Below are 24,252 nucleotides of genomic sequence, written 5' to 3' on the forward strand. Positions count from 1 at the left end.
TGGAGAATGTCATGTCGAAGCACAAAGGTCCCGTCGATCCCGAAAGCTTGCCTTACCGTCCCTGTGTCGGGCTGATGGTGCTGAACAAGGCCGGTCTGGTCTGGGCTGGCCGTCGTATCGTCATTCCGGGCGATGAGATGGATGGCGCGACCCAGCTCTGGCAGATGCCGCAGGGCGGGATCGACAAGGGCGAGGAGCCGCTCGAGGCAGCTATCCGCGAACTTTACGAGGAAACCGGCATGAAGTCGGTATCGCTGCTCGAAGAAGCGTCAGACTGGATCAATTACGATCTGCCGCCGCATTTGGTCGGCCAGGCACTCAAGGGCAAGTATCGCGGCCAGACGCAGAAGTGGTTTGCCTATCGTTTCGAAGGCGACGAGAGTGAAATCGCCATCAACCCGCCGCCCGGCGGACACACTGCCGAGTTCGACCGCTGGGAATGGAAGCCGATGGTCGAGCTGCCGGAACTGATCGTTCCCTTCAAGCGCAAGGTTTACGAGGAAGTCGTCGCGGCTTTCAGGCATCTGGTAGCCTGATTTAACAGGGGGAGGAGCCTCCGCCCCCTTGTGCCGCCGCCCAACATATAGTCAACTCGCTTCAGGCGCACCGAACGGTTGCGTTTTGAGAGGGAGAAAAACGCATGGATGTTGGAAGTCTTCTCGTATTCCTTTTCGTAGGTCTGATCGCTGGCTGGCTGGCTGGCAAGGTCGTGCAGGGTGGTGGTTTCGGCCTGATCGGCAATATCATCGTCGGCGTGATCGGCGCATTCTTTGCAGGCTGGTTGCTGCCGCGTCTCGGATTTTCCGTTGGCGGAGGGATTGTCGCCTCAATCATCAACGCCTTTATCGGCGCGGCTATCCTCCTGATTATCCTGCGCATCGTCAAACGCGCCTGACTTGTAAATATTCTTCTGAACAGGCCCGGCTTCCCGCAAGCCGGGTTTCTTCATTCCGAAGTTCAATCCCATGACACCGAATTCCAAACTTTCGCTCGGTCTGGTTCTGACCGCATCGGCTGGTTTCGTCGATGCGATTGCCTTCCTGCAGCTGGGCGGTTTCTTTGCATCCTTCATGAGCGGCAATACCACGCAGCTGGGTGTCGCGTTGGCGGGACAGCCCGGCGTGCAGGGCACTGTGCTGGTCTGGTTTCCCGCGATCCTGATCGTGCTGTTCTTTTCCGGCGCCTTCTTCGGCACGCTTGCGGTGCGTTCATACGGTCGTGCGGGCAGTCTTTATGTGATGGCAAGCGTGGTGGCGATCCTGCTGCTGGTCGGCGTGCTGCGGCGCGAGGGTGCATTGCTGGTCCAGCCGGTGCTGCTGCTTGCCGCAGCCATGGGCGCGCAGAATGCTGCGGTGCAGCCCATCGGAGCTGCGCGTCTTGGCGTGACCTATGTGACCGGTACGCTTTTCAACGCTGCCGCAGATCTTGCTTGTTCGCTGCGCGGTGAAACGCCAAAATGGCGCTGGCTGCAGCATGTGGCGGTCTGGCTGTCCCTGATGCTGGGCGCTGTCGGCGGCGGTCTCGGCCATTATTTCATCGGCCTCGACGCCTTGTTCGTTCCGGCTGCAATGATTGTCGGCGTCATGGTCGCCTATATGCGGCTCAATTGATTTAGCATGATCTGATCCGAAAACCGGCTTCCACTTTTCGGGATCATGCTTAACTGAACAGCGATTTCTCGCTTTCGACCAGTTCGGAAATGAGTGCCGATATGGCGGTGACGCGCCGCAATGTGCGGGCAGATTCATGATAGGCGAGCCAGTAGGCGCGCCGGATCACCCGATCCGGCAGAATGGGCACGAGATCGGGATCGGCGCGGGCGATGAAGGCGTGCAATATGCCGATGCCTGCACCGGCCCGCACGGCCTCGACCTGTCCCAAAGCACTCGACACTTCGAAGGCCGGTTTCCAGTCACGGCTGATTTCCGGCGCATAGGCCAGCGACGGGTTGATGACGAGATCCTCCACATAGCCGATGAGCCGGTGCCGGGCGAGATCGTCGGTGTTTTCCGGCGTGCCGTTCGCCTCCAGATAGCTGCGATGCGCATAGAGACCGAGCGTATAATCGACGAGCCTGCGCGCGATCAGCCTGCCTTGTTCCGGACGTTCGACGGTAATGGCGATATCGGCTTCACGGCGCGACAGTGAGAACGAGCGCGGCACCGGCACCAACTGGATGGTCAGGTCCGGATATTTCTGTGTCAGCCGCGCCAACCGGGGCGCCAGAAAGTTGACCCCGAACCCGTCCGGCGCGCCGATGCGCACCGTGCCCGACACGGCAATATCCGCATTGCCGACATGCGAGCGGGCGGAAAGCATTTCAGCTTCCATGCGTTCGGCGGCGAGCAGAAACTCCTCGCCCGCCTGTGTCAGCGTCGAACCGTTGGTGCGGCGTGTCAGAAGCGTGGTGGACAGCGCCGTTTCAAGCGCGGTCAGCCGTCGGGCAACCGTGGTGTGGTTCAGGCCGAGCCTTTTGGCCGCGCCCAGAATTTGGCCCGAGCGAGCAACAGCGAGAAATATGCGAATATCGTCCCAGTTCATGATGCTCTCTGCATAAGGATGTATTCTGATTACTATAAAATTTGCACAACGGATACGCTTTTCATCGCCTTGCAATCATGAATTTGCAGAGTCAAGATGATGTCAACGATGGGAGCTTTGCAGGCTCCTCAAAGCGATCATCAGGGAGGTTCTTCGATGCGCAATATCGGACATTTCATCGGCGGCAAGCATGTGGCAGGCAAGAGCGGCCGCACGGCAGACGTCTTCCAGCCGCTCGACGGCTCGGTGCAGGGCAAGGTAGCGCTCGCCACCAAGGAAGAAGTGCGCGCGGCTGTCGAAAACGCCAAGGCCGCACAGCCAGCCTGGGCTGCGACCAACCCGCAGCGTCGTGTTCGCATCCTGCGCAAGTTCGTCGAACTGGTCGAAGCCGAATATGACAGCCTGGCCGAATTGCTGGCCCGCGAACACGGCAAGACCATTGCCGACGCCAAGGGCGACATCCAGCGCGGCCTCGAAGTGGTGGAAGTCTGCCTCGGTGCGGCGCACATGCTGAAAGGCGAGTTCACCGACAATGCCGGTACGGGCATCGATACTTACTCCATGCGCCAGCCGCTCGGTGTTGTTGCTGGCATCACGCCCTTCAATTTCCCGGCCATGATCCCGCTCTGGAAGGCCGGTCCGGCGATTGCTTGCGGAAATGCCTTCATCCTGAAACCATCCGAACGTGATCCGGGCGTACCGATGCGCCTTGCCGAACTGTTCATGGAAGCCGGTCTTCCGGCAGGCATTTTCAACGTCGTCAACGGCGACAAGGAATCGGTCGATGCGCTGCTCGACGATCCGGACGTCCAGGCCATCGGCTTTGTCGGCTCCACGCCGATTGCCCAGTACATCTATGGCCGCGGCTGCTCGAACGGCAAGCGCGTGCAGTGCTTCGGCGGTGCGAAGAACCATCTCCTCATCATGCCGGATGCCGACATGGACCAGACCGTCGATGCGCTGATCGGCGCTGGCTACGGTTCGGCTGGCGAACGCTGCATGGCGATCTCGGTTGCCGTTCCGGTCGGTGAAGACACCGCCAACCGTCTGATGGAAAAGCTCATTCCCCGTGTTGAATCGCTGAAGATCGGCACCTCCACCGACAATTCCGCCGATTACGGCCCGCTGGTCACCAAGGCTGCGCTCGACCGCGTGCGCGGTTATGTGGACCTTGGTGTTGAAGAAGGCGCGAAGCTGGTCGTCGATGGCCGTAACTTCAAGATGCAGGGCTATGAAGATGGCTTCTACATGGGGGGTTGCCTGTTCGACAACGTGACCAAGGACATGCGTATCTACAAGGAAGAAATCTTCGGTCCGGTTCTCTCGGTCGTGCGCGCCAAGAACTACGAGGAAGCGCTGGCTCTGCCGAACGATCATGAATATGGCAACGGCGTTGCGATCTTCACCCGTGATGGTGATGCTGCCCGCGATTTCGCCAGCCGCGTGCAGGTCGGCATGGTCGGTATCAATGTGCCGATCCCGGTTCCGATCGCCTACTACACCTTCGGTGGCTGGAAGGCTTCCGGCTTCGGCGATCTCAACCAGCACGGCCCGGATGCATTCCGCTTCTACACCAAGACCAAGACCGTCACCTCGCGCTGGCCGTCGGGCGTCAAGGATGGTGCGGAATTCGTCATCCCAACGATGAAGTAATAGGCAGCCTTACTGTCCCCCAAGCGAAACCCCGCCCTTGTGGCGGGGTTTTTATTTTACGGATGCGGCAGCGGAAAGCCGTGCCGCTCCGCAAGGACGGCCAGTATCTTGTGAGGGTCGCCGATCAGCGAACGCCCTTCGTACCTCCCGGTCTCGAACGGGGACCGGTCGCCATCCTTCAGTATGAGCAAGGGCAGGTTTTGGTTGTCTTCGCCTGCCAGCTCTATGACGGCCTTGCGCGGGCGCTGCCAGTCGACGCGCTCTATATCCAGCCTGTCTCCCAGTGCCGGAAAAGAAGCCAGAACACCCTCGATGAGGGCGCAATGCCAACAATAGAAAAGCTGGCCGGGATAAGCCGGATCTTCAAAACCCGGTTTCAAGAGAAAAAGTCTGTCCTGATTCATGTCGTTTGTCCCAAGGCGCAAGGCCGCTGCAAAGAGGGTGATGCACAGCGCAAATTCGCTAGCTTTGGAACAGCTTTCCAAGCCAAGCGTTCACAACGGATGTATAGCTTGATTTTGATTGCAAAAGCTCAACTTTTCCGATCATCGCCCTAAACTAATAATATGTAGCTCGAAGCCCGATCATTACTGTCAGGAGTTCCGTTCATGAGCGAAAAGATCAATCGCCGTATCGTGCTGGCATCGCGCCCGGAAGGTCGGCCAACCGCAGAAAACTTCCGGCTGGAGGAAGCGGCGATCCCGAGCCCCGGTGACGGTGAGGTTCTCCTGAGACTGCATTATCTGTCGCTCGATCCTTATATGCGTGGGCGTATGAGCGCGGCCAAATCCTATGCCGCGCCGGTGGCAATCGGCGATGTGATGGAGGGTGGCACGGTAGGCGAAGTCGTTGAAAGCAAGAGCGCAGGCTTTGCTCCGGGTGATTTCGTGCTTTCCCATTCCGGCTGGCAGGATTATGCGGTTGCCGATGCCTCGACCTTGCGCAAGCTCCACCCGAAAGAAGCCCCTGTAACGACGGCGCTTGGCGTTCTTGGCATGCCGGGCTTTACCGCCTATTCCGGCCTGCTCACCATCGGCCAGCCGAAACCGGGCGAGACCGTCGTGGTTGCGGCCGCAACCGGTCCGGTCGGTTCTGCCGTCGGGCAGATTGCCCGGATGAAGGGCGCACGCGCTGTCGGCATTGCGGGCGGAGCGGATAAATGCAAGGCGTTGATCGATGAATTCGGTTTCGATGTGGCTATCGATCACCACAGCAAGAATTTCGCACAGGAGCTGGCTGAGGCCTGCCCGAAGGGCATCGACGTTTATTTCGAAAATGTCGGCGGCAAGGTCTTCGACGCGGTGTTTCCGCTGCTGAACCAGTTTGCGCGGGTTCCGGTCTGTGGCCTGATTGCGCAGTACAATCAGAGCGGCCCGTTCGATGGACCTGACCGGCTGCCGCTGGTGATGCGGGATGTTCTGTCGAAAAGCCTGACCATTCGCGGTTTTATCCAGCGTGATTTTGCCGATCAGAGGCCAGCCTTTTACCATGACATGGTGAAGTGGATTGCCGACGGTCAGGTGCGTTATCGCGAAGACATTGTCGATGGGCTGGAGAATGCGCCGAAAGCTTTCATTTCCCTGCTGGAAGGAGGTAATTTCGGAAAGCTCATCGTGAAGCTCGCATGAGACTGCAATAAACTGCTTGCAGAACTGCGACTTGAGCGTGATGCTGTGCCTGTTTCTTCTGTTGGAAACTAGTGTGGCGAATCCGAAATTCGTATCACTCCGGGGCGGGGTTGCGAACGAATTTCGGTTTCAAAGCCACACTAGGTCATTGCAAAGGGCAGGCAGAGCATGGGCGAGCGCCAGCAGGCAGGCATAGGGGAAGGCGGCGGGCCGGGACGCGAGCGTCAGGAAGAGGCCCGGCGTATTCTCGACAGGCTCGAACGCGAGCAGACCGGTGCCGAAGGCATCGTGCGGCGCGGATTTTCCCGCACTGCGCATCATCTGGCTGCCACTGACGCCCCCGAAAATGATCCCATCGAGCTTTGGGCTACGCGGATCGGGCGCGGGCTCGGCTTCCTCATCACGCTGGCGATCATCGTCTGGCTCATTCTCTATCTCATGCAAAGCTAGGTACTCAATGACGCTTTCTGCGCCTTCGGATGCGACAACCGTTATTGTCATCTCAAGCCATGTCGTGCGCGGTTCAGTTGGCAATAGAGCCGCCGTTTTCGCGTTGGAAACGCTGGGTTTTCCCGTATGGGCCGTGCCGACCGTAGTGCTGCCATGGCATCCGGGTCATGGGCCTGCTGGACGCATCGTGCCACCGGCGGAAGAGTTTTCGCGCCTGATGCAGGATCTTCAGCGCGCACCGTGGCTTGGCGAGGTGGGTGCTGTCCTGACCGGCTATCTCGGTCATCCCGAGCAGGCGGCAGCCGTTGCCGAACTGGTCAAAGCCGTGAAGGCGAAGAATCCGGGGGCGGTCTATCTGTGCGATCCTGTCATCGGCGATGAAAAGGGGCTTTATGTCCCCGAAGCGACTGCCATGGGTATTCGCGACAAGCTTCTGCCGCTTGCCGATATCGCAACACCCAATCGTTTCGAGCTTTCATGGCTGACCGGCGTTCCGCTGGAAGACAATTCCGCCTTGATGGAGGCTGCATTGGAAGCCGGTCCGGCAACCATGCTGGTCACCTCGGCCTTTCCGCTGATGAGCGGCAGCATCGGCAATATTCTGCTCACGCCGACCATGGCGCTGATGGCCGAACATCGCCGTGTCGATGGTCCGACCAACGGTCTCGGTGATCTGACCTCTGCCGTGTTTCTGGCGCGTCGCCTGTCCGGCATGGCGGAGGAAAAGATGCTGCAGAGCACTACTGCGGCAGTGTTCGAAATCATGGCGCGCTCGGCAAAGCGCGGGGCGGACGAGCTGATGCTGGAAGCCGATGCGTCGAGCCTCGCCACGCCGATGGCCATGGTGCAGACGCGGCGGCTGATGCATCCGACCAAGGGGTTCCGCGCTTGACACTTATGGCTCCAGTGCTTGCTGGTGTTGACGGCTGTCCTCGCGGCTGGATCGCCGTGACCGGGGATGGCGGCGGTTTGCGAGCGGAAGTGTTCGGCAGTTTCTCCGCCCTGGTGGCGTCGCTTCCGGATAAAGCGATCATTGCGGTCGATATGCCGATCGGCCTGCCGGAAAAGGGCGGGCGGTCGGCGGAGCGGGCCGCACGAGCACATCTTGCCGGAAGGCAATCGAGTGTTTTTTCCATTCCGCCGCGTGCTGCTGTCTATGCCGAAGATTATCGCGAGAGCTGTTCTTTGTCGCTGGAACACACCGACCCGCCACGCAAGGTTTCCCGGCAGGCTTTCGGGCTTTTCCCGAAGATTTGCGAGATCGATGAATTGTTGCGCTGCGATCTACGGCTTGCCGAGCGTATCATCGAATCGCATCCCGAACTGGCTTTTGCGGTTTTGAATGGCATGAAGGCCATGTCCCTGCCGAAGAAGATCAAAAGCCGGGTGAATCCGGAAGGAATGGCCGAGCGCCGGGCCTTGTTGCAGCACTGCGGATTGCCGGAAGATTTTTTGAAAGGTCGCGTCCCGCGCGGTGCCAAGGAGGATGACTTTCTTGACGCCTGCGCCATGTATCTCGTGGCTGGTCGTCACGCGCGCGGTCAAGCGCACCCGCATCCTGACCATGAAGAACGCGACGCTTTCGGTCTTCGCATGGCGATATGGGCTTGAGAAGCTTGCATGAAAGCGAAAGGGATCATGCGTCCAATTGGACGCAGTCCGTTCAGTGCATTTCGATTGATCTCGGTTTTCGATAGGGATATTGGAAAAATATGGTTGATCTTCCAGACTCACTTCTCGCCGGTTATCGAACCTTCATGCGCGAGCATTTTGCCCACGAAACTTCACGATATCGCCATTTGGCCGACAAGGGACAATCACCGGAAACGCTGGTTATCGCTTGCTGTGACTCCCGTGCGGCTCCCGAAACCATCTTCAACACGGCGCCCGGCGAAATCTTCGTCCTGCGCAATGTTGCCAATCTCATTCCGCCTTACGAGCCCGATGGCGAATACCATGCTGCTTCGGCAGCACTGGAATTTGCGGTTCAGAGCCTCAAGGTGAAGAATATCGTCGTCATGGGCCATGGCCGTTGCGGCGGCATCAAGGCTGCGCTCGACACCGAAAGCGCACCGCTTTCGCCGGGTGACTTCATCGGCAAATGGATGAGCCTGATCGCGCCTGCAGCTGAAGCCATCAGTGGCAATCAGCTCATGACGCAGAGCGAGCGCCAGACCGCGCTGGAACGCATCTCGATCCGCTACTCCATCAACAATCTGCGCACATTCCCTTGCGTCGATATTCTGGAGAAGAAGGGCAAGCTCACCCTGCACGGCGCATGGTTCGATATCTCGACCGGCGAGCTGTGGGTGATGGATCACCAGACGGGTGATTTCAAACGGCCAGACGCGGCCTGATCCAGATTTAAAAAATGCTTCCTGAAACGGCTTCTCTCAGATCGAGAGGGGCCGTTTTGCCATATTTTGGCCAGCCAAAATTGACGTTTTTGTCTTCCAAACGCGAAAATTCGCATCAAAACATACAAAAATAGCCCCAAACTTTGGGGCTATTCTGTGAAACGTGAGGCTTTTCTACGGCAATTTCAGAGAGAAATTGCGATTTCAGCCTTCAGTTCTTACTTGCCGTCGATGGCCTTGCCCATGACGGCGATGGCGCGCTGGTAAACCTGTGCAGCATTCCAGCCCTGGATCGCGCCGTAGTTCGGTTCGCCTGGCTGATAGCCTGCACCGCGCTGCCAGCCATGGCCGACAAGGAAGTTCGCGGTCGAATAGAGAGCATCCGCCTTGGAGCGGGCCATGTCGATATGGCCGCTGCCGTCGCCGTCGACGCCGTATTTCAGGACGTTGACCGGCAGGAACTGCGTCTGGCCGATTTCACCATGCATGGCGCCAACCGCATTTGGATTGAGGTCCTGACGGTCGATCAGCTTGAGCGCTGCATAGAGCTGGTCGGTGAAATAATCGCTGCGGCGGCAGTCATAGGCGAGCGTCGCGACAGCCGACAGCGTATGCTGCTTGCCGAGATAGGCGCCGAAGCCTGTTTCCATGCCCCAGATCGCGAGCAGCGGTCCGGCTGGAACGCCATAACGCTTTTCGATCGCAGCGAAGAGAGCGGCGTTCTGCTGCTTCTGTGCGCGACCGCGCTTGATGATGGTATCAGCGCCGCGCTTCTGCATGAACTGTTCGAAGGAGAGCTTGAAGCTCTTCTGGTTGCGGTCGGCATTGATAGTGGCCTGCGCGTATTTGGTATTGCCAAGCGCACCGATCGCGGCCTTGCCAATGCCACGCGAAGCGGCTTCCTTCATCGTCTGCTGGAGCCAGGCATTATAACCGGCGGCATTATTGCCGCACTGGGCTGCCTCGGCAATGCCTGTTCCCGTCATCATGCCCACTGCAAGAACTGCTGCTGCCGTCCAAGACCGGCCCTTGGCAACCAATGCCATTCGTTTCTCCTTTGGAGTTGATTCGACCTCAACGCGAATTTGCCATTCCTTACACCAAATGTCATGCGGCAACGGCAAAGCGGGACGAGGCAGGTGCGAAATGCCGCGTCTCAAGCATTTTTGCACAAAAACAGCAAGCTTTTGTTGGTCCCAAAACCTTGATCGGAATTTTTCGCTTGGAAGCTGTGGCTTTCATACCTATTGCTTATGGTCTTACTGGTAAAACTTCTTTACCAGCGTTTCATAGTTGACTTTCAAAGTTCGTGACATTGACGGGGAGGACGCCACATGTCGAACGGATTTCTTGCATTATTTGCATTTCTGCCAATTCTCGTAGCCGGCGTGATGCTGGTCGGATTTCGTATTCAGGCCCGCATTGCGATGCCGGTGACCTATGTGCTGACTGTCGTGATCGCAATGGCGGTCTGGGGCATGAGCGGCAACCGGGTCATTGCCTCGACCATTCAGGGCCTGATCCAGACTGCAGGTCTGCTCTGGATCATTTTCGGTGCGATTCTGCTTCTCAATACGCTGAAATATTCTGGCGGCATTTCTGCGATCCGCTCCGGCTTTGCCCAGATCAGCCCTGACCGCCGCATTCAGGTGTTCCTGATTGCCTGGCTGTTCGGCTCGTTCATTGAGGGCGCATCCGGTTTCGGCACGCCTGCTGCGGTCGTGGCGCCGCTGATGGTGGCCGTCGGTTTTCCGGCACTTGCCGCCGTTACTTTCGGATTGATCATCCAGTCGACGCCCGTGTCGTTCGGTGCCGTCGGCACGCCGCTTATCGTCGGTGTCCAGTCAGGTCTCAATCGCGAGGCGCTGACGGCGCAATTGCAGGGCGCCGGATCGAGCTGGGAACAGTTCTTCCATATCATCACATCGGAAGTGGCTATCCTGCACGCCATCTGCGGCACGTTCATGCCGCTGTTCCTCGTGGTCATCATGACCCGCTTCTTCGGGCGCAACCGCTCTTGGACGGAAGGTCTTGCCATTCTGCCCTTCGCGCTGTTTGCGGCCTTCTCGTTCACCATTCCTTATGTGCTGAGCGCGGTTTTCCTCGGTGCTGAATTCCCGTCCATGATCGGCGGTCTCGTCGGGCTTGCGCTGGCGACGTTTGCCGCACGAGCCGGTTTCCTGATGCCGAAGCAGAGCTGGGATTTCCCTCCCGCTTCGGAGTGGCCTGCAGGCTGGGTCGGCACCGTCCAGATCAAGCTCGATGAACTGACCTCGAAGAAAATCCCGCTCGTTCTGGCATGGACCCCTTACATTCTGCTGGCGATCTTTCTGGTGGTCAGCCGTACGTTCCCGTCGGTTGGCAATGCGCTGAAGTCGATCACGTTCGTTGCCAAGGACATCATGGGCGAAACCGGTATAGGTGGTGATTTCACGCCGCTCTTCCTGCCGGGCGGTCTTCTGGTCATCGTCTGTGTGATCACCTTCTTCCTGCATCGGATGAACGGCGGACAGTTCGCCAAGGCTTTCGGTGAAAGCACAAAGACGCTGGTGGGCGCAGGCTTCGTGCTTCTGTTCACCGTGCCGATGGTGCGCGTCATGATCAATTCCGGCGTCAACGGCAAGGAACTCATCAGCATGCCGCTGATGGTTGCCGACTGGGTGGCGGTGGAAGTCGGGAATGTCTATCCGTTCTTCGCGCCGTCCGTGGGAGCGCTGGGTGCGTTCCTCGCCGGGTCCAACACGGTGTCGAACCTCATGCTCAGCCAGTTCCAGTATGGCGTGGCGGAAGGGCTTGGCATTTCCGGTGCGCTGATGGTCGCCGGTCAGTCAGTGGGCGCTGCCGCTGGCAACATGATCGCGATCCACAACGTGGTTGCAGCTTCCGCGACGGTCGGCTTGCTGGGACGTGAAGGCACGACCTTGCGCATGACCATCATTCCCACGATCTATTATGTGGTTCTGGCGGGAACGCTGCTGATGATCGGCCTTTATGTGCTGGGCATCGGCGATCCGCTTGCCGGTGTGGCCGCACAGTAAAACAAAATCGAAACCGGCCCTGTATTGGAGCGCATCCCGAAAAGTGTGAAATGGTTTTCGGAACAAGATGCGCCCAAAACAAACTGGGCCGGTTTCAGTGAGTTTCAGGCCTTTTGCTTGACATTGCGGGCTGATCACCTTAAAGCCAGCTCCAATCTATCCGCGATCTTCAGAACGCGAGCCACCGACCGGGACCCATTTGGTATAAAGCGATCCCGGAGGTCCACATCCGACAGCGCGATGCGCCCTCGGGTGCTGTATCGCTTTGGTTGCTTCTTGAACTGGCAGATAAGCGGGACGATTTATCCCTGACGAAGCATAAGCCTCTTCTCGGATTAAAAGGAAATTCGATGTTTGAATCACTTCAGGAGCGTCTTGGCTCCATCCTGAACGGCCTTACCGGACGCGGCGCTCTTTCTGAAGCCGACGTGGCCGCAGCGTTGCGCGAAGTGCGTCGCGCGCTGATCGAGGCTGACGTTTCGCTGGAAGTGGTTCGCTCCTTCACCGACCGCGTTCGTGAGAAGGCGGTTGGCGCCGAAATCCTGAAAAGCATCAAGCCCGGCCAGATGGTCGTCAAGATCGTCCATGACGAGCTTATCGAGATGCTTGGCACCGAAGGTGTCGCGATTGACCTGAACGCGCCTGCGCCTGTCGTCATCATGATGGTCGGTCTGCAGGGGTCGGGCAAGACGACCACCACCGGCAAGATCGCCAAGCGTTTGACGGAGCGCCAGCGCAAGAAGGTGTTGATGGCGTCGCTCGATACGCGCCGTCCTGCCGCACAGGAACAGCTTCGCCAGCTCGGTATTCAGACCAGTGTCGACACGCTGCCGATCATCGCCGGCCAGTCGCCGGTCGAAATCGCCAAGCGCGCCGTACAGGCTGCAAAGCTTGGCGCACACGATGTCGTCATTCTCGATACCGCAGGCCGCACGCATATTGACGAGCCGCTGATGGTGGAAATGGCGGATATCCGCAAGGCCGCCAATCCGCACGAAATCCTGCTCGTCGCCGACAGCCTGACCGGTCAGGATGCAGTCAATCTGGCGCGCAATTTCGACGAGCGCGTTGGCATTACGGGTATCGTTCTCACCCGTATGGATGGCGATGGCCGTGGCGGTGCAGCGCTTTCGATGCGTGCCATCACCGGCAAGCCGATCAAGCTGATCGCCACCGGCGAAAAGATGGATGCGCTTGAGGAATTCTATCCGAAGCGTATCGCCGACCGTATTCTCGGCATGGGCGACATTGTTTCGCTCGTGGAAAAAGCTGCTGAAAACATCGACGCGGAAAAAGCCGCAGCGATGGCCAAGAAGATGCAGTCCGGCAAGTTCGATCTCAATGATCTTGCCGATCAGCTAGGCCAGATGAAAAAGCTCGGCGGCATGGGCAGCATTATGGGCATGATGCCCGGCATGGGCGGAATGAAGGACAAGGCAGCAGCAGCCGGTCTCGACGACAAGGTGTTCGACCGCCAGCTCGCAATCATTGGCTCGATGACCAAGGCCGAGCGCGCCAATCCCGACCTTCTCAAGCACAGCCGCAAGCAGCGCATTGCCAAAGGCTCCGGCACGACTGCTGCCGATATCAACAAGCTTCTCAAGATGCATCGCCAGATGGCCGACATGATGAAAGTCATGGGCAAGGGCAAGGGCGGAATGATGAAGCAGATGATGGGGGGCCTTGCCAACAAGATGGGTCTTGGTGGCGGCCTGGGCGGAGGAATGGGCGGTATGCCCGATCTTTCCAAGATGGACCCCAAGCAGCTTGAAGCACTTGCCAAGCAGGCGGAAGCAGCCGGTCTTACCAAGGGCGGCGGTTTGCCGGGCCTTCCGGGCGGCGGTCTCCCCGGTTTGGGTGGATCGAAGCTTCCCGGTCTTGGTGGCGGTCTTCCCGGCCTGCCGAAGAAGAAGTGAGCATCATGAGCGACGAACAGAACACTGCACCGGCTGAACTTCTGGCACTGCGCGCTTCCATCGACAATATCGATGCAGCGCTGATCCATATGCTGGCCGAACGTTTTCGCTGCACCAAGGCTGTCGGTGTACTCAAGGCTGAACGCGGCCTCGCACCGGCTGATCCGGCCCGCGAAAAACGTCAGGTGGAACGTCTGCGCGCCTTGGCAACCGATGCCCATCTCGATCCCGATTTCGCCGAAAAATTCCTGAACTTCATCGTGAAGGAAGTCATTCGGCATCATGAGCATGCCGCCGCAAACCACGGCGGAAAGTAAAGCGCATCCCGAAAAGTGTGAAACGGTTTTCGGGTAAGATGCGCGTCAAAACAACAACCGTAGCTACGGTTTAACCCGTTTTGCCCCGACCATCCCTCGGGCGAAGCAATTGTCTAAAGGAAAGAAAAAATGTCTCTCAAGATTCGTCTGGCCCGCGCTGGCTCCAAGAAGCGTCCTTACTACCACATCGTTGTTGCCGACGTCCGCAGCCCGCGTGATGGCCGCTTCATCGAAACCGTTGGTGCATGGAACCCGATGCTGGCCAAGGACGCTGAACGCGTGAAGCTCGATGCCGACCGCATCCAGCATTGGATTGCACAGGGCGCACAGCCGACCGACCGCGTTCTGCGCTTCCTCGACCAGGCTGGTCTTGCAAAGCGTCCGACCCGCAGCAACCCGACCAAGGGTGAGCCGGGCAAGAAGGCTCAGGAACGTCTGGCCATGGCCAAGCAGGCTGAAGAAGAAGCTGCCGCAAAGGCCGCTGAAGCTGCCGCAGCCGCTGCTGCTCCGGCTGAAGAAGCTGCAAGCGAATAATCTTCGCGCAGCTTGCATTTTGAGAAAGCGGCGGAGCAATCCGCCGCTTTTTTGTTGGTGGTTTTGTGGGGAATAGGGGGATGTAAGTGAGGACTGCCTTGAAGCTTGCCGCAGTGCTGTCGGCATTTATTGTTGTCGCCCCTGCCGGTCCGGCGAGCGCGATGGACACGCAGGTACTTGCAACAGCTGCAGCCTCTTATGAGGACGGAGCAGCGGCTCAACAATTGGAAGACCGGCTTGCCGACCTCATTGAGGCAGGGGACAAGGCTGGTCTGGAGGCGCTCGCCACGCAAATCGAGAGGGACGACGGCCCTATTCTTGAAGCTTTGGCGGTACTGATGGAAGAGAATGGACCGGCATTAGATGGGACGAAGCCTGCTCACAGCGACGAGCTGGCGCGGTTGGCCATGGCCATGGGGCCTTGCCATCAAGCGAATATAGCTCTCAGGTCTATCGTTCTACTCGTTTCTGCGGGCGAAGCTGAACCGGTTGTCAGGAATGGTATTGTCATGATCGACGGGAGTGAAATCGATAGCACCTATGCACGCCTGATCCACATATGCGAGAAGATAAAGAAGCTTCCTGCTCATAGGCCGAGGATCGGGTCAAGATGCTCTTTCACGGGTATCTGTGGCGATGATCCCGATATGAATTGAGATATATCGGGACTGACCTTGTGGCATTCCAATGATAAGGTCAGACCATGGAACATTCTGGTGAAATCGGCTGCATCCCTGAAACCCACCGGTCGCGGCTTTACCTTGTTGTTCAAATCGACTGGAAAACGAGTGAATTTCGTCTATCTTGTTGATTTGACGGCCCGCATTCGAGCGAATATGCGCATGCGGGTGATGAATTTGTTTCCCCGGCGCTTGGCAAAGCGCTCTTTTCAGGAGAAGTCCATGTCGGCTGCGACGGTTGCCACTTCTTTCTCTTTTCGCCGTATTTTCATCGCTCTTGGTCTGGCTGTTCTGGTTCCGCTGCTATCGGCATGCGGTTTCAACACGATCCCGACCAATGAGGAAAAGGCGAAGGCTGCCTGGGGCGAGGTGCAGAACCAGTACCAGCGCCGCGCCGATCTCGTGCCCAATCTGGTCGAGACCGTGAAAGGCTATGCCGCTCACGAACAGGAAACCCTGCAGGCTGTGATCGAGGCGCGCGCCAAGGCGACGCAGGTGCAGATCACGCCGGAAACGCTCAACAATCCGGAACTCTTCAAGCAGTTTCAGGATAATCAGGCCAATCTGACAAGCGCACTGTCGCGCCTGATGGTGGTGGTCGAGCGCTATCCGGACCTGAAAGCCAACCAGAACTTCCTTGCATTGCAGTCGCAGCTTGAAGGTACTGAAAACCGCATCGCCGTCGCACGCCGCGACTATATCGAGGCGGTTCGCGTCTACAACACGGCGCTGCGCACCATGCCGACGATGATCTGGACGTGGATCTGGTATCGCGATGCACAGCCGATGCAGAGCTTCAGTGCAGATGCAGGCAGTCAGGCCGCGCCCAAAGTCAACTTCAACTGACGGCGCGTTTCATGATGCGTTTCGGGGCGAGTGCAGCACTCTCGCGTGATCGTCGCGGTCTTGGCTGGTTGGGCTGGCCGCGACATCTCCTTGCGCTCGCTTTCCTGCTGTTTTCCGCAGCGCTGACGCTGCACACGGCGGCCCTTGCACAAGACGCGTCGACGCCTGCACAGGCATTGACCGGTCGTGTGGTGGATGCGGCGGGGATCATCGACCCCGCCGAGCGCCAGCAACTGACCCAGAAGCTTGCCGACTTTGAAGCGAAGTCATCGGATCAGGTGGTCGTGGTGACGGTCCCGAGCCTCAACGGCGAAGACATCGAAACCTATTCCAACCGTCTGTTCCGTGCCTGGGCGCTGGGGCAGAAACAGGAAAACAACGGCATATTGCTGGTGGTTGCGCCCAATGACCGTAAGGTGCGGATCGAGGTCGGCTATGGTCTCGAAGGTGTCATGACCGATGCGCTTTCAAGCGTCATCATCAATGGCACCATCATTCCCGAATTCCGTACCGGCAATTACTCGAACGGCATCGTACAGGGTGTTGACGGCATTCTTTCGGTGCTTTCCGGTGATGCCGCCGAGCTTGAAGCGCGGGCCAAGCGCAATGTGCAGTCGAGTTCCGATGATGTCGACTGGGTCTTTGTCGTCTTCATCGCCTTCTGGTGCCTGATCTTCTTCGGTGGCTTCGGCATGGCGATCCTGACGCCGGTTTTCGGACGCAAGATCGGGCCGGGCAAATATCAGTGGCTCGGCATGGTCGTCGATTACAACAATCGCGGCGGCGGCTCTGGCGGCAGGGGTGGTGGCAGCTGGGGCGGCGGCGGTGGCTGGTCGTCCGGCGGGGGAGGCGGTGGTTTCTCCGGTGGTGGCGGTTCATCCGGTGGCGGTGGCGCCTCGGGTAGCTGGTAGGGAGACGCAACGATGAAGCATCACACGCTGATTGGCGCCGAGGACCATGCCCGTATCGCCGAGGCCATCCGCAAGGCGGAAGCAGAAACCAGCGGCGAAATCTATGCCGTTCTGGCGCGCTCGAGCGATGACTATTTCTTTGCGGCGGGCTTTGTTGCGACTTGCGGCATCCTGATCGCTTCGGTGATCGCGGCCTTTCTCGCCCATTGGTACTGGTTCGATATCCGCCTGCCCATGTTCGGACTTGCGGTGCTGGCGGCGTTCCTGACTGCGATGCTGGTGCTCTGGTTCTTTCCGGCCATTCGCATGTTGCTGGTGCCGCGCCGCATCCGTTACAAGCGCGCCCATCTCAATGCGCTGCAGCAGTTTCTGGCGCGCAATGTCCATATTACGGAGCACCGCACCGGCATTCTGCTCTTTGTCTCAATGGCCGAACATTATGCCGAGGTGATCGCCGATGCGGGCATCCATGCGCGTGTCGAACAGGACGAGTGGAATGCAATCGTCGCGACGCTCATCCATCACGCCTCCCGCGCACAAATGACCGAGGGTTTCGTACTGGCTATCGGTCAGGCCGGGGTTCTGCTGGAAAAGCATTTTCCGGCAGGACCGGACAATATCAATGAGCTGGACGATCACCTGATCGAGCTCTGAGTGTCTGTTCCAAAAGTCACCATGCCGGCTGCAAATGACGTTTTTGCCACGGCCTGACGCTTTTTGATTCAGGCACTGACAGGCCGATTCATTTATCAGAATCATCTGCAACTTTAGTCGGAAATGTGGCGAAGCAGGGCTGCTGCTTGACCCTTTTGGCAGCACTTTTGAGCTGCGCGGAGAAATCCGCTGGCATATTCCGAAATTTCGCGGGAAGTTTTCGAAGTTTTGTTCCAAATTAAATGGATTAAATGCGGTCTTTCTGACTTTCCGGGAAATTTTTCGTTATTTTCAACGAATTGCCATCGAAACCAATGCCTAATCTGCTAGTTTGGCGCGCATTGCCATCATGACAGGAGTATCCGACGTGACTGCAAAGCAGGATCGGTCGAGCAAGGTTAAAGGTTCCAAGGCAAGCAAGGAGGAGAAGAAGGGAGGCAAGTCGAAGGCGCTTACGGCCTTCTCGCAGCTTCTCTTCGAATGGGCGCCGCCAGAAGATCTGGCCGCTTACGATGCTGCCGCTCTCGACAGTTCAGCCCGTCACGGCTATGCCGCCCTCGAATCCTATCGCAAGGGCAAGAGCATCATCAGCGTCGATAATGGTATCGAGCGCCATGGTCGGCCGGTGAGCGTCATCACCATCGTCAACGACAATATGCCGTTCCTGCTCGACTCCATCATGGGTGAGCTGAATGATCATGTCAGCCAGATTTTCATGGTCGTGCATCCGGTTCTGGACATTGCGCGCGAAAAGGACGAGCTGGTCATTCTGGGCGAAGCATCGCAGCTCGCGCCTGCCAAGAGCGTCGAGCGCGTCAGCCTGGTACAGATTCATCTTCCAGCCCTCGACAAGCAGGTCAAGGCCGATCTGACTGCCGCCATCAAGCGCGCGCTCGGACAGGTTCGTGCCGCTGTCAGCGACTGGAAGCCGATGTTGAAGCGCCTCGATGGCGCTATCGCCGATTACAAGCGCGTTTATGAAATGACGAGCGATCCGGCTATGCCGGAGGCCATCGCGTTTCTGGAATGGCTGCGCGATGATCGTTTCATTTTCCTCGGACTTCGCGAACTCACCTTCAAGGGCAAGGGCGACAAGCGCGAACTGGTTCCGGTCAAGGAAACGCTCGGCATTCTCAACGACAATGAAGTCCGCGTCCTGCGCAAGGATGACGACGACACGGTGACGCCGCGTGAGGTAACGGAATTCCTCGACAGCAACGAGCCGCTGATCGTGACCAAGGCGAATTCGCTTTCGCTGGTGCATCGCCGCTCCTATCTCGATTATGTCGGCGTGAAGATATTCGGCGAAAAGGGCGAAGCCATCGGCGAACTGCGCCTGGTCGGTCTCTTCACCTCGGTTGCCTATACGAGTTCGGTTGCAGGCATTCCGTTCATTCGCTCCAAGGCCGATGCCGTCATCAAGCATCTCGGGTTCAACCGCGAGGACCATTCGGGCAAGGCGCTCATCAACGTGCTGGAAGAATATCCGCGCGACGAGCTTTTCCAGATCGATGTGGAAAGCCTGACGGCCAATGCCGAGCTGATCCTTGCGCTTGGCGAACGCCCGCGTGTGCGTGCCGTTCCGCGTCTCGATCGCTTTGGCCGCTTTGCGACCGTGCTGGTCTATATCCCGCGTGACCGTTACGACTCGGTCGTGCGCGAGAAGATCGGACACTATCTCGTTGATATCTATGGCGGCGACAGTTTCGAATTCCACCCGGTCTTCCTGCAGAACGGCCTGACGCGCGTTCAGTTCGTCATCCGCCGTCACGAGCGCTCCACACCGCATGTGGATCGCGAAGCGCTGGAAGCCGAAGTGCGCGCCATTGTCCGCACATGGGACGATGCGGTTCGTGAAAGCTCTGACAGTGCAGACGCAAAGACGGTCGCGCTTGCTGCAAGCTTCCCGCCATCCTATCGCGAAATCTTCACGGCACCGGAAGCGCTGGTCGATGCGGAGCGCATCGCTGGCCTCAGCGCAGAGGCTCCGCTTTTCGTGGACTTCTATCGTTATCGCACCGATGGTCCTGATGCGGTTTCGCTGAAGCTTTATCATCACGGTGCGCCGGTTGTTCTGTCGCAGCGTGTGCCGCTTCTGGAAAACATGGGCTTCCGTGTCGTCAGCGAGCAGACCATCGACCTGCCGCATGCTGGCAAGGACGGCGCTGCCGTTTACGTGCACGACATGCAGCTCGTGAACGCCTATGGCGCTCCCGTCGATCTTTCCGACGATGGCGAGATGCTGGAAGATGTGTTCCGCAATGTCTGGGACGGTCTGGCTGACAATGACGGCTATAACGCGCTGGTGCAGACCGCACGCCTGACGGCACGCCAGATCATGATCCTGCGTTCCTATGGCCGTTATCTGCAACAGGCGGGCATTGCCTATTCGCAGGGCTTCATCGCGGCCGCACTGAACCGTTATCCTGAAATCGCCAGCGATCTCTATTCGCTGTTCGATCTGCGCTTCAACCCATCGGCCAAGCGCCGTGATGCGGCTGAAAAGAAGCTGGTCGATGCTATTGAGACCGCATTGCTTGGCGTGCCGAGCATCGATGACGACCAGATTTTGCGCCGTTTCCGCAATCTGATCGAAGCGACGCTGCGCACCAATGCCTATCAGCCGGATGCCGACGGCAAGCCGCGTGTCACCTTTGCCTTCAAGCTCAATCCGCGTCTGGTCGAAGGCCTGCCGGACCCGCGCCCTTATCGCGAAATCTTCGTCTATGGGCCGGAAGTGGAAGGCGTGCATCTGCGCTTCGGCGCTGTCGCCCGTGGTGGTCTGCGCTGGTCGGACCGCGCACAGGATTATCGCACCGAAGTGCTGGGCCTCGTGAAGGCACAGCAGGTCAAGAATGCGGTGATCGTGCCGGTTGGTGCCAAGGGCGGCTTCTATCCGAAGCGTTTGCCGGTTGGCGGCGATCGCAATGCCGTGTTTGAAGCTGGTCGCGATGCCTACAAGGTGTTCATCTCCACGCTTCTGTCGGTCACCGACAATATCGAGGACAATCATGTCGTGCCGCCGGCGGAAGTCGTGCGCCATGACAATGATGATCCTTATTTCGTCGTTGCTGCCGACAAGGGCACGGCCACTTTCTCCGATACGGCCAATGCCATCAGCCAGGCACATGATTTCTGGCTGGACGATGCCTTCGCATCCGGCGGTTCCGCCGGTTATGACCACAAGGGCATGGGCATTACCGCGCGCGGCGCATGGGAAGCCGTGAAGCGGCATTTCCGCGAATTCGACACGGATATCCAGACCGAGCCTTTCACTGTTGCCGGTGTGGGTGATATGTCGGGCGATGTGTTCGGCAACGGCATGCTGCTTTCCGAACAGATCAAGCTGGTGGCTGCGTTCGACCATCGCGATATTTTCATCGATCCTAACCCGGTTCCAGCCGACGGCTTTGCCGAGCGCAAGCGTCTGTTCGAATTGCCGCGTTCGAGCTGGCAGGACTATGACCGCTCCAAGCTTTCGGCTGGCGGTGGCATCTATAGTCGCAGCCAGAAGACGATTACCTTGTCGGCAGAAGCTGCTGCGGCCATCGGCCTTGGAAAGACCTCCGGCACGCCGCAGGAAATCATGACCGCGATCCTGAAATCGAAGGTCGATCTCCTCTGGTTCGGCGGTATCGGCACCTATATCCGCTCCTCCGCTGAAACGGATGCACAGGTTGGCGACCGCGCCAATGACGCGATCCGCATCACCGGCTCGGAAGTCGGTGCACGGGTGATCGGCGAAGGCGCCAATCTCGGCGCGACCCAGCGCGGGCGCATCGAATATGCGCTGGCGGGCGGTCGTGGTAATACCGATGCCATCGACAATTCGGCAGGCGTCAACTGCTCGGACGTCGAGGTCAACATCAAGATCGCTCTGGCTGCTGCCATGCGTTCGGGTAATCTCAAGCGCCCGGCACGCAACAAGCTTCTGGTCAGCATGACCGACGATGTGTCTGAACTGGTTCTGCGCAACAACTATCTGCAGCCGCTGGCGCTTTCGCTCAGCGAAAGGCAAGGTCTGGCGGAGTTGCCCTATCAGGCACGGTTCATGGCGGAGCTGGAAAACCGCAAGCTTCTCGACCGCAAGGTCGAGTATCTGCCGTCCGATGCGCTGCTGGCCGAACGCCAGAAGGCAGGCCAGCCGCTGACGCGTCCGGAACTGGCGGTTCTGCTTGCTTATGCCAAGCTGTCGCTGTCGGATGATCTGGTGGCAAGCCAGCTTCCGGACGAACCTTACTTCCAGTCGCTGCTGTTCGGCTATTTCCCGAAGCGCATGACCAAGACTTATGCCGAGGAAATCTCCGGTCATCGTCTGCGCCGTGAAATCGTCGCTACTTTGCTGGCAAACGATGTCATCAACCGTGGCGGTATCACCTTCATCAGCCGTCTGGCCGATACGACGGGCAAGTCGCCTGCCGATATCGTGCGTGCCTATGTGGCGGTGCGCGACGGTTTCGAGATCGATGCGATCTATGACGCCATTGATGCGCTCGACAGCAAGGTGCCGGGCGATGTGCAGAACCAGTTCTACCATCTCGTCGGCGAAATGCTGCAGGCGACGACGGCCTGGGTGCTGCGCAACGATACGACACGCGCCAACCTGACGGAACTGGTGGATACGATCACCAGGGCACGTGCCGAACTGGAACCGCGTTTCGACGGCCTGATGCCGGAATATCTGAAGAGCACGCTTCAGGCCGACAAGGCCGCTTTCGTGGAAAAGGGTGCACCAGAAAAGCTGGCTCAGCGTCTTGCCAATCTGCAGCTTGCAGGCATCATGCCGGACATTGCCCTGATCGCGCATCTGGCCGGTGCCGACCGGGTGGTGACCGCCAAGACCTATTTCGGTGTTTCGGAAGCCTTCCGCATTGGTCGCATCGAGGAAGCCGCGCGTTCCATCCCCGTCACGGACTATTATGACGGGCTTGCTCTGTCACGAGCAAGCGATACGATCACGCAGGCCGCGCGCGGCATCACCATTGCGGCGCTCAAGCGTTTTGCCAAGGACAAGGACCCGGCAGCAGCCTGGTTCGCAGCCGATGGTGCGCGTATCGAGCAGGTGAAAAACCGTATGGTGGCGCTGACGGAAGGTGGTGACCTGACAGTCTCGCGACTGGCGGTTGCAGCGGGCCTGATGTCCGATCTGGCGCAATAGAAAACAACGACATAATCTTGCAAAAGGGCGGCTTCGGTCGCCCTTTTTGTTTCTTTTGAAACAGCATTTCGGGTTATATGGTACCGCTGATAAAAGCGAAGTATCCAACCGACTGGCCGGTCAATGGTTGGACCAACTTCTTGTCCGGGGGAAGGAACAAACAATTGAGCGATCAGGTTCTGCCTGCTCGGGGCTATGCCTCGCGGCGCGGCATATGGGGCTGGATATTCTTCGACTGGGCGGCACAGCCATTTTTCACGGTTATTGTCACCTTCATTTTCGGTCCATACTTCATCTCCCGCATGGCCGACACACCTGAAGCCGGGCAGATTGCCTGGGGCTATGGTATCGCTGCCGCAGGTTTTGTGATCGCTGTTCTTTCGCCTGTTCTGGGGTCGATTGCCGACAAGACAGGCTCCCGCAAACCATGGATCGGCTTTTTTGCTGTTCTCAAGATCGTTGGACTCATGACGCTCTGGTTTGCGGTGCCCGGTGCGAACCTGTTCTGGGTGCTTCTGGCTTTCAGTATCGCGATGGTCTCGGCGGAGTTTTCAATCGTTTTCAACGATTCCATGATGCCGCGGCTCGTCCCGCGCAGCGAGATCGGCAGGGTGTCCAATCTGGCCTGGGGGCTTGGCTATCTGGGTGGTGTTCTGGTGCTGATCTTCGTGGTGGTTTTTCTGGCTGCATCACCCGACACAGGCAAGACGCTGATTGGGCTTCCGCCACTCTTCGGCCTCGACCCCGTCAGCGGCGAAGATGCCCGCATCACCGGCCCCATAGCGGCACTCTGGTATCTTGTTTTCATCATGCCGATGTTTCTGTTTACACCCGATCAGGCGCGCGGGCAGCCGCTGCGTCAGGCAATCGGCAGCGGTCTGGCGGAACTCAAATCGACGCTGCGGGAAGTGCGCGAACATCCGGGGATCACGCGCTTTCTGGCCGCCCGCCTTTTCTATCAGGACGGGCTCAATGCCATTGTCGCGCTCGGCGCCGGTTATGCCGCTTCATTGTTTCAATGGAGCATCAACGAGATTGGCCTCTTCGGCATGATCACCAATGTGTCGGCGATCCTGAGCTGCCTTGTCGCGGCGCGCCTCGATATCAGGCTCGGCTCCAAGATCATCGTCATCGGATCGCTGGTGCTTTTGCTGCTGGCTTCGCTCGGTATCGTTTCCACCGGAACGCATTATCTGCTGTTCGGTCTGGTGCCTGTCAGCTATCCGGAGGCAAAAGGCTTGTTCTCGACAGCTTCGGAACAGGCTTTCCTCATCTACGGGCTGACGATCGGCGTCGCGCTTGGGCCTATACAGGCCTCGTCCCGGTCGTGGTTTGCGCGCAGCATCAAGCCGGAGGAATCGGGTCGATATTTCGGCATCTATGCGCTGGCGGGGCGTGCGACGAGTTTTCTCGGACCGTTTCTGGTTGCGACGATCACTGCGCTCAGCGGCTCGGCTGCACTTGGCATGTCGGTGCTGCTGCTGTTCTTCGCCGTCGGGCTCTATCTGGCGGCCATAACGCCTTACCCCGCCGACAAGCCGCTTGCATCCGGCCCGCTGTAACGGGCCG

General features: G+C 58.5%; 23 protein-coding genes. 20 read left to right on the top strand and 3 right to left on the bottom strand.

Features of this window, described 5'->3' with window-relative positions:
- Positions 1-11 precede the first annotated feature (11 nt).
- The 3 genes from FG152_RS19655 (at position 12) to FG152_RS19665 (ending at position 1,610) form a co-directional block, all read left to right on the top strand.
- Positions 12-536: an RNA pyrophosphohydrolase gene (locus tag FG152_RS19655; protein WP_010661507.1), complete on the top strand. Its 525-nt coding sequence runs from the start codon at positions 12-14 to the stop codon at positions 534-536.
- Positions 537-640: 104 nt separating this feature from the next.
- Entirely contained in the window at positions 641-895 is a 255-nt protein-coding gene (locus FG152_RS19660) for a GlsB/YeaQ/YmgE family stress response membrane protein (protein ID WP_010661506.1), read from the top strand.
- A gap of 70 nt (positions 896-965) precedes the next feature.
- A complete protein-coding gene (locus FG152_RS19665) occupies positions 966-1,610 on the top strand; it encodes a YoaK family protein (protein WP_010661505.1) in 645 nt (214 codons plus the stop codon).
- A gap of 49 nt (positions 1,611-1,659) precedes the next feature.
- Here FG152_RS19665 and FG152_RS19670 read toward each other — a convergent pair whose 3' ends face one another.
- Positions 1,660-2,541, bottom strand: coding sequence for a LysR family transcriptional regulator (locus FG152_RS19670; protein ID WP_010661504.1), 882 nt, complete (start codon positions 2,539-2,541; stop codon positions 1,660-1,662).
- Between the two features lie 156 nt (positions 2,542-2,697).
- Here FG152_RS19670 and FG152_RS19675 point away from each other — a divergent pair, with 156 nt between their 5' ends.
- Entirely contained in the window at positions 2,698-4,194 is a 1,497-nt protein-coding gene (locus tag FG152_RS19675; protein WP_010661503.1) for a CoA-acylating methylmalonate-semialdehyde dehydrogenase, read from the top strand.
- Between the two features lie 56 nt (positions 4,195-4,250).
- Here FG152_RS19675 and FG152_RS19680 read toward each other — a convergent pair whose 3' ends face one another.
- Positions 4,251-4,598 carry a DUF3088 domain-containing protein gene (locus tag FG152_RS19680; RefSeq protein WP_010661502.1) on the bottom strand — a complete coding sequence of 116 codons (348 nt, stop codon included), beginning with the start codon at positions 4,596-4,598 and terminating at the stop codon, positions 4,251-4,253.
- A gap of 204 nt (positions 4,599-4,802) precedes the next feature.
- On the opposite strand from FG152_RS19680, the gene curA reads away from it, so the two are divergent.
- The 5 genes from curA (at position 4,803) to FG152_RS19705 (ending at position 8,629) form a co-directional block, all read left to right on the top strand.
- Positions 4,803-5,822, top strand: coding sequence for an NADPH-dependent curcumin/dihydrocurcumin reductase (curA, locus tag FG152_RS19685; RefSeq protein ID WP_010661501.1), 1,020 nt, complete (start codon positions 4,803-4,805; stop codon positions 5,820-5,822).
- Between the two features lie 168 nt (positions 5,823-5,990).
- Positions 5,991-6,272: a hypothetical protein gene (locus FG152_RS19690; RefSeq protein ID WP_010661500.1), complete on the top strand. Its 282-nt coding sequence runs from the start codon at positions 5,991-5,993 to the stop codon at positions 6,270-6,272.
- A gap of 7 nt (positions 6,273-6,279) precedes the next feature.
- On the top strand, positions 6,280-7,164 hold the full coding sequence (gene pdxY, locus FG152_RS19695; protein ID WP_010661499.1) for a pyridoxal kinase PdxY: 885 nt from the start codon (positions 6,280-6,282) through the stop codon (positions 7,162-7,164).
- Between the two features lie 5 nt (positions 7,165-7,169).
- The gene (locus FG152_RS19700) at positions 7,170-7,883 is read left to right on the top strand and encodes a DUF429 domain-containing protein (RefSeq protein WP_010661498.1); all 714 of its coding nucleotides are present in this window, start codon (positions 7,170-7,172) and stop codon (positions 7,881-7,883) included.
- A gap of 101 nt (positions 7,884-7,984) precedes the next feature.
- The gene (locus tag FG152_RS19705) at positions 7,985-8,629 is read left to right on the top strand and encodes a carbonic anhydrase (RefSeq protein WP_010661497.1); all 645 of its coding nucleotides are present in this window, start codon (positions 7,985-7,987) and stop codon (positions 8,627-8,629) included.
- A gap of 218 nt (positions 8,630-8,847) precedes the next feature.
- Here FG152_RS19705 and FG152_RS19710 read toward each other — a convergent pair whose 3' ends face one another.
- Positions 8,848-9,675, bottom strand: coding sequence for a lytic murein transglycosylase (locus FG152_RS19710; RefSeq protein WP_010661496.1), 828 nt, complete (start codon positions 9,673-9,675; stop codon positions 8,848-8,850).
- Between FG152_RS19710 and FG152_RS19715 the strand changes: the two genes are divergently transcribed.
- The 11 genes from FG152_RS19715 to FG152_RS19765 all read left to right on the top strand — a co-directional run bounded on the left by FG152_RS19715 (position 9,669) and on the right by FG152_RS19765 (position 24,245).
- Entirely contained in the window at positions 9,669-9,926 is a 258-nt protein-coding gene (locus FG152_RS19715; RefSeq protein ID WP_155243315.1) for a hypothetical protein, read from the top strand. The two genes, FG152_RS19710 and FG152_RS19715, sit on opposite strands and share 7 nt — an antisense overlap.
- A 37-nt stretch (positions 9,927-9,963) precedes the next feature.
- Positions 9,964-11,667, top strand: a complete 1,704-nt coding sequence (locus FG152_RS19720) for an L-lactate permease (protein ID WP_010661495.1) — start codon at positions 9,964-9,966, stop codon at positions 11,665-11,667.
- A 350-nt stretch (positions 11,668-12,017) separates the two neighbouring features.
- Positions 12,018-13,583, top strand: coding sequence for a signal recognition particle protein (ffh, locus tag FG152_RS19725; protein ID WP_010661494.1), 1,566 nt, complete (start codon positions 12,018-12,020; stop codon positions 13,581-13,583).
- Between the two features lie 5 nt (positions 13,584-13,588).
- Entirely contained in the window at positions 13,589-13,900 is a 312-nt protein-coding gene (locus tag FG152_RS19730) for a chorismate mutase (protein ID WP_010661493.1), read from the top strand.
- Between the two features lie 129 nt (positions 13,901-14,029).
- Positions 14,030-14,434, top strand: a complete 405-nt coding sequence (gene rpsP / locus FG152_RS19735) for a 30S ribosomal protein S16 (protein ID WP_010661492.1) — start codon at positions 14,030-14,032, stop codon at positions 14,432-14,434.
- Between the two features lie 86 nt (positions 14,435-14,520).
- On the top strand, positions 14,521-15,090 hold the full coding sequence (locus FG152_RS19740) for a hypothetical protein (protein ID WP_085982334.1): 570 nt from the start codon (positions 14,521-14,523) through the stop codon (positions 15,088-15,090).
- A gap of 246 nt (positions 15,091-15,336) precedes the next feature.
- Positions 15,337-15,960 carry a LemA family protein gene (locus tag FG152_RS19745; protein WP_010661490.1) on the top strand — a complete coding sequence of 208 codons (624 nt, stop codon included), beginning with the start codon at positions 15,337-15,339 and terminating at the stop codon, positions 15,958-15,960.
- A gap of 11 nt (positions 15,961-15,971) precedes the next feature.
- A complete protein-coding gene (locus FG152_RS19750; protein WP_010661489.1) occupies positions 15,972-16,871 on the top strand; it encodes a TPM domain-containing protein in 900 nt (299 codons plus the stop codon).
- A gap of 12 nt (positions 16,872-16,883) precedes the next feature.
- A complete protein-coding gene (locus FG152_RS19755) occupies positions 16,884-17,525 on the top strand; it encodes a TPM domain-containing protein (protein ID WP_010661488.1) in 642 nt (213 codons plus the stop codon).
- A 367-nt stretch (positions 17,526-17,892) separates the two neighbouring features.
- Positions 17,893-22,683 (top strand): NAD-glutamate dehydrogenase, encoded by a 4,791-nt coding sequence (locus FG152_RS19760; protein ID WP_010661487.1) that lies wholly within the window; start codon positions 17,893-17,895, stop codon positions 22,681-22,683.
- A gap of 164 nt (positions 22,684-22,847) precedes the next feature.
- Positions 22,848-24,245 (top strand): MFS transporter, encoded by a 1,398-nt coding sequence (locus tag FG152_RS19765; RefSeq protein WP_010661486.1) that lies wholly within the window; start codon positions 22,848-22,850, stop codon positions 24,243-24,245.
- The last annotated feature ends 7 nt before the right edge of the window (positions 24,246-24,252 follow it).

Origin of the sequence: Ochrobactrum sp. XJ1 (assembly GCF_024701725.1) — a bacterium.
In the GTDB taxonomy this organism is placed as follows: Bacteria; Pseudomonadota; Alphaproteobacteria; order Rhizobiales; family Rhizobiaceae; genus Brucella; species Brucella anthropi.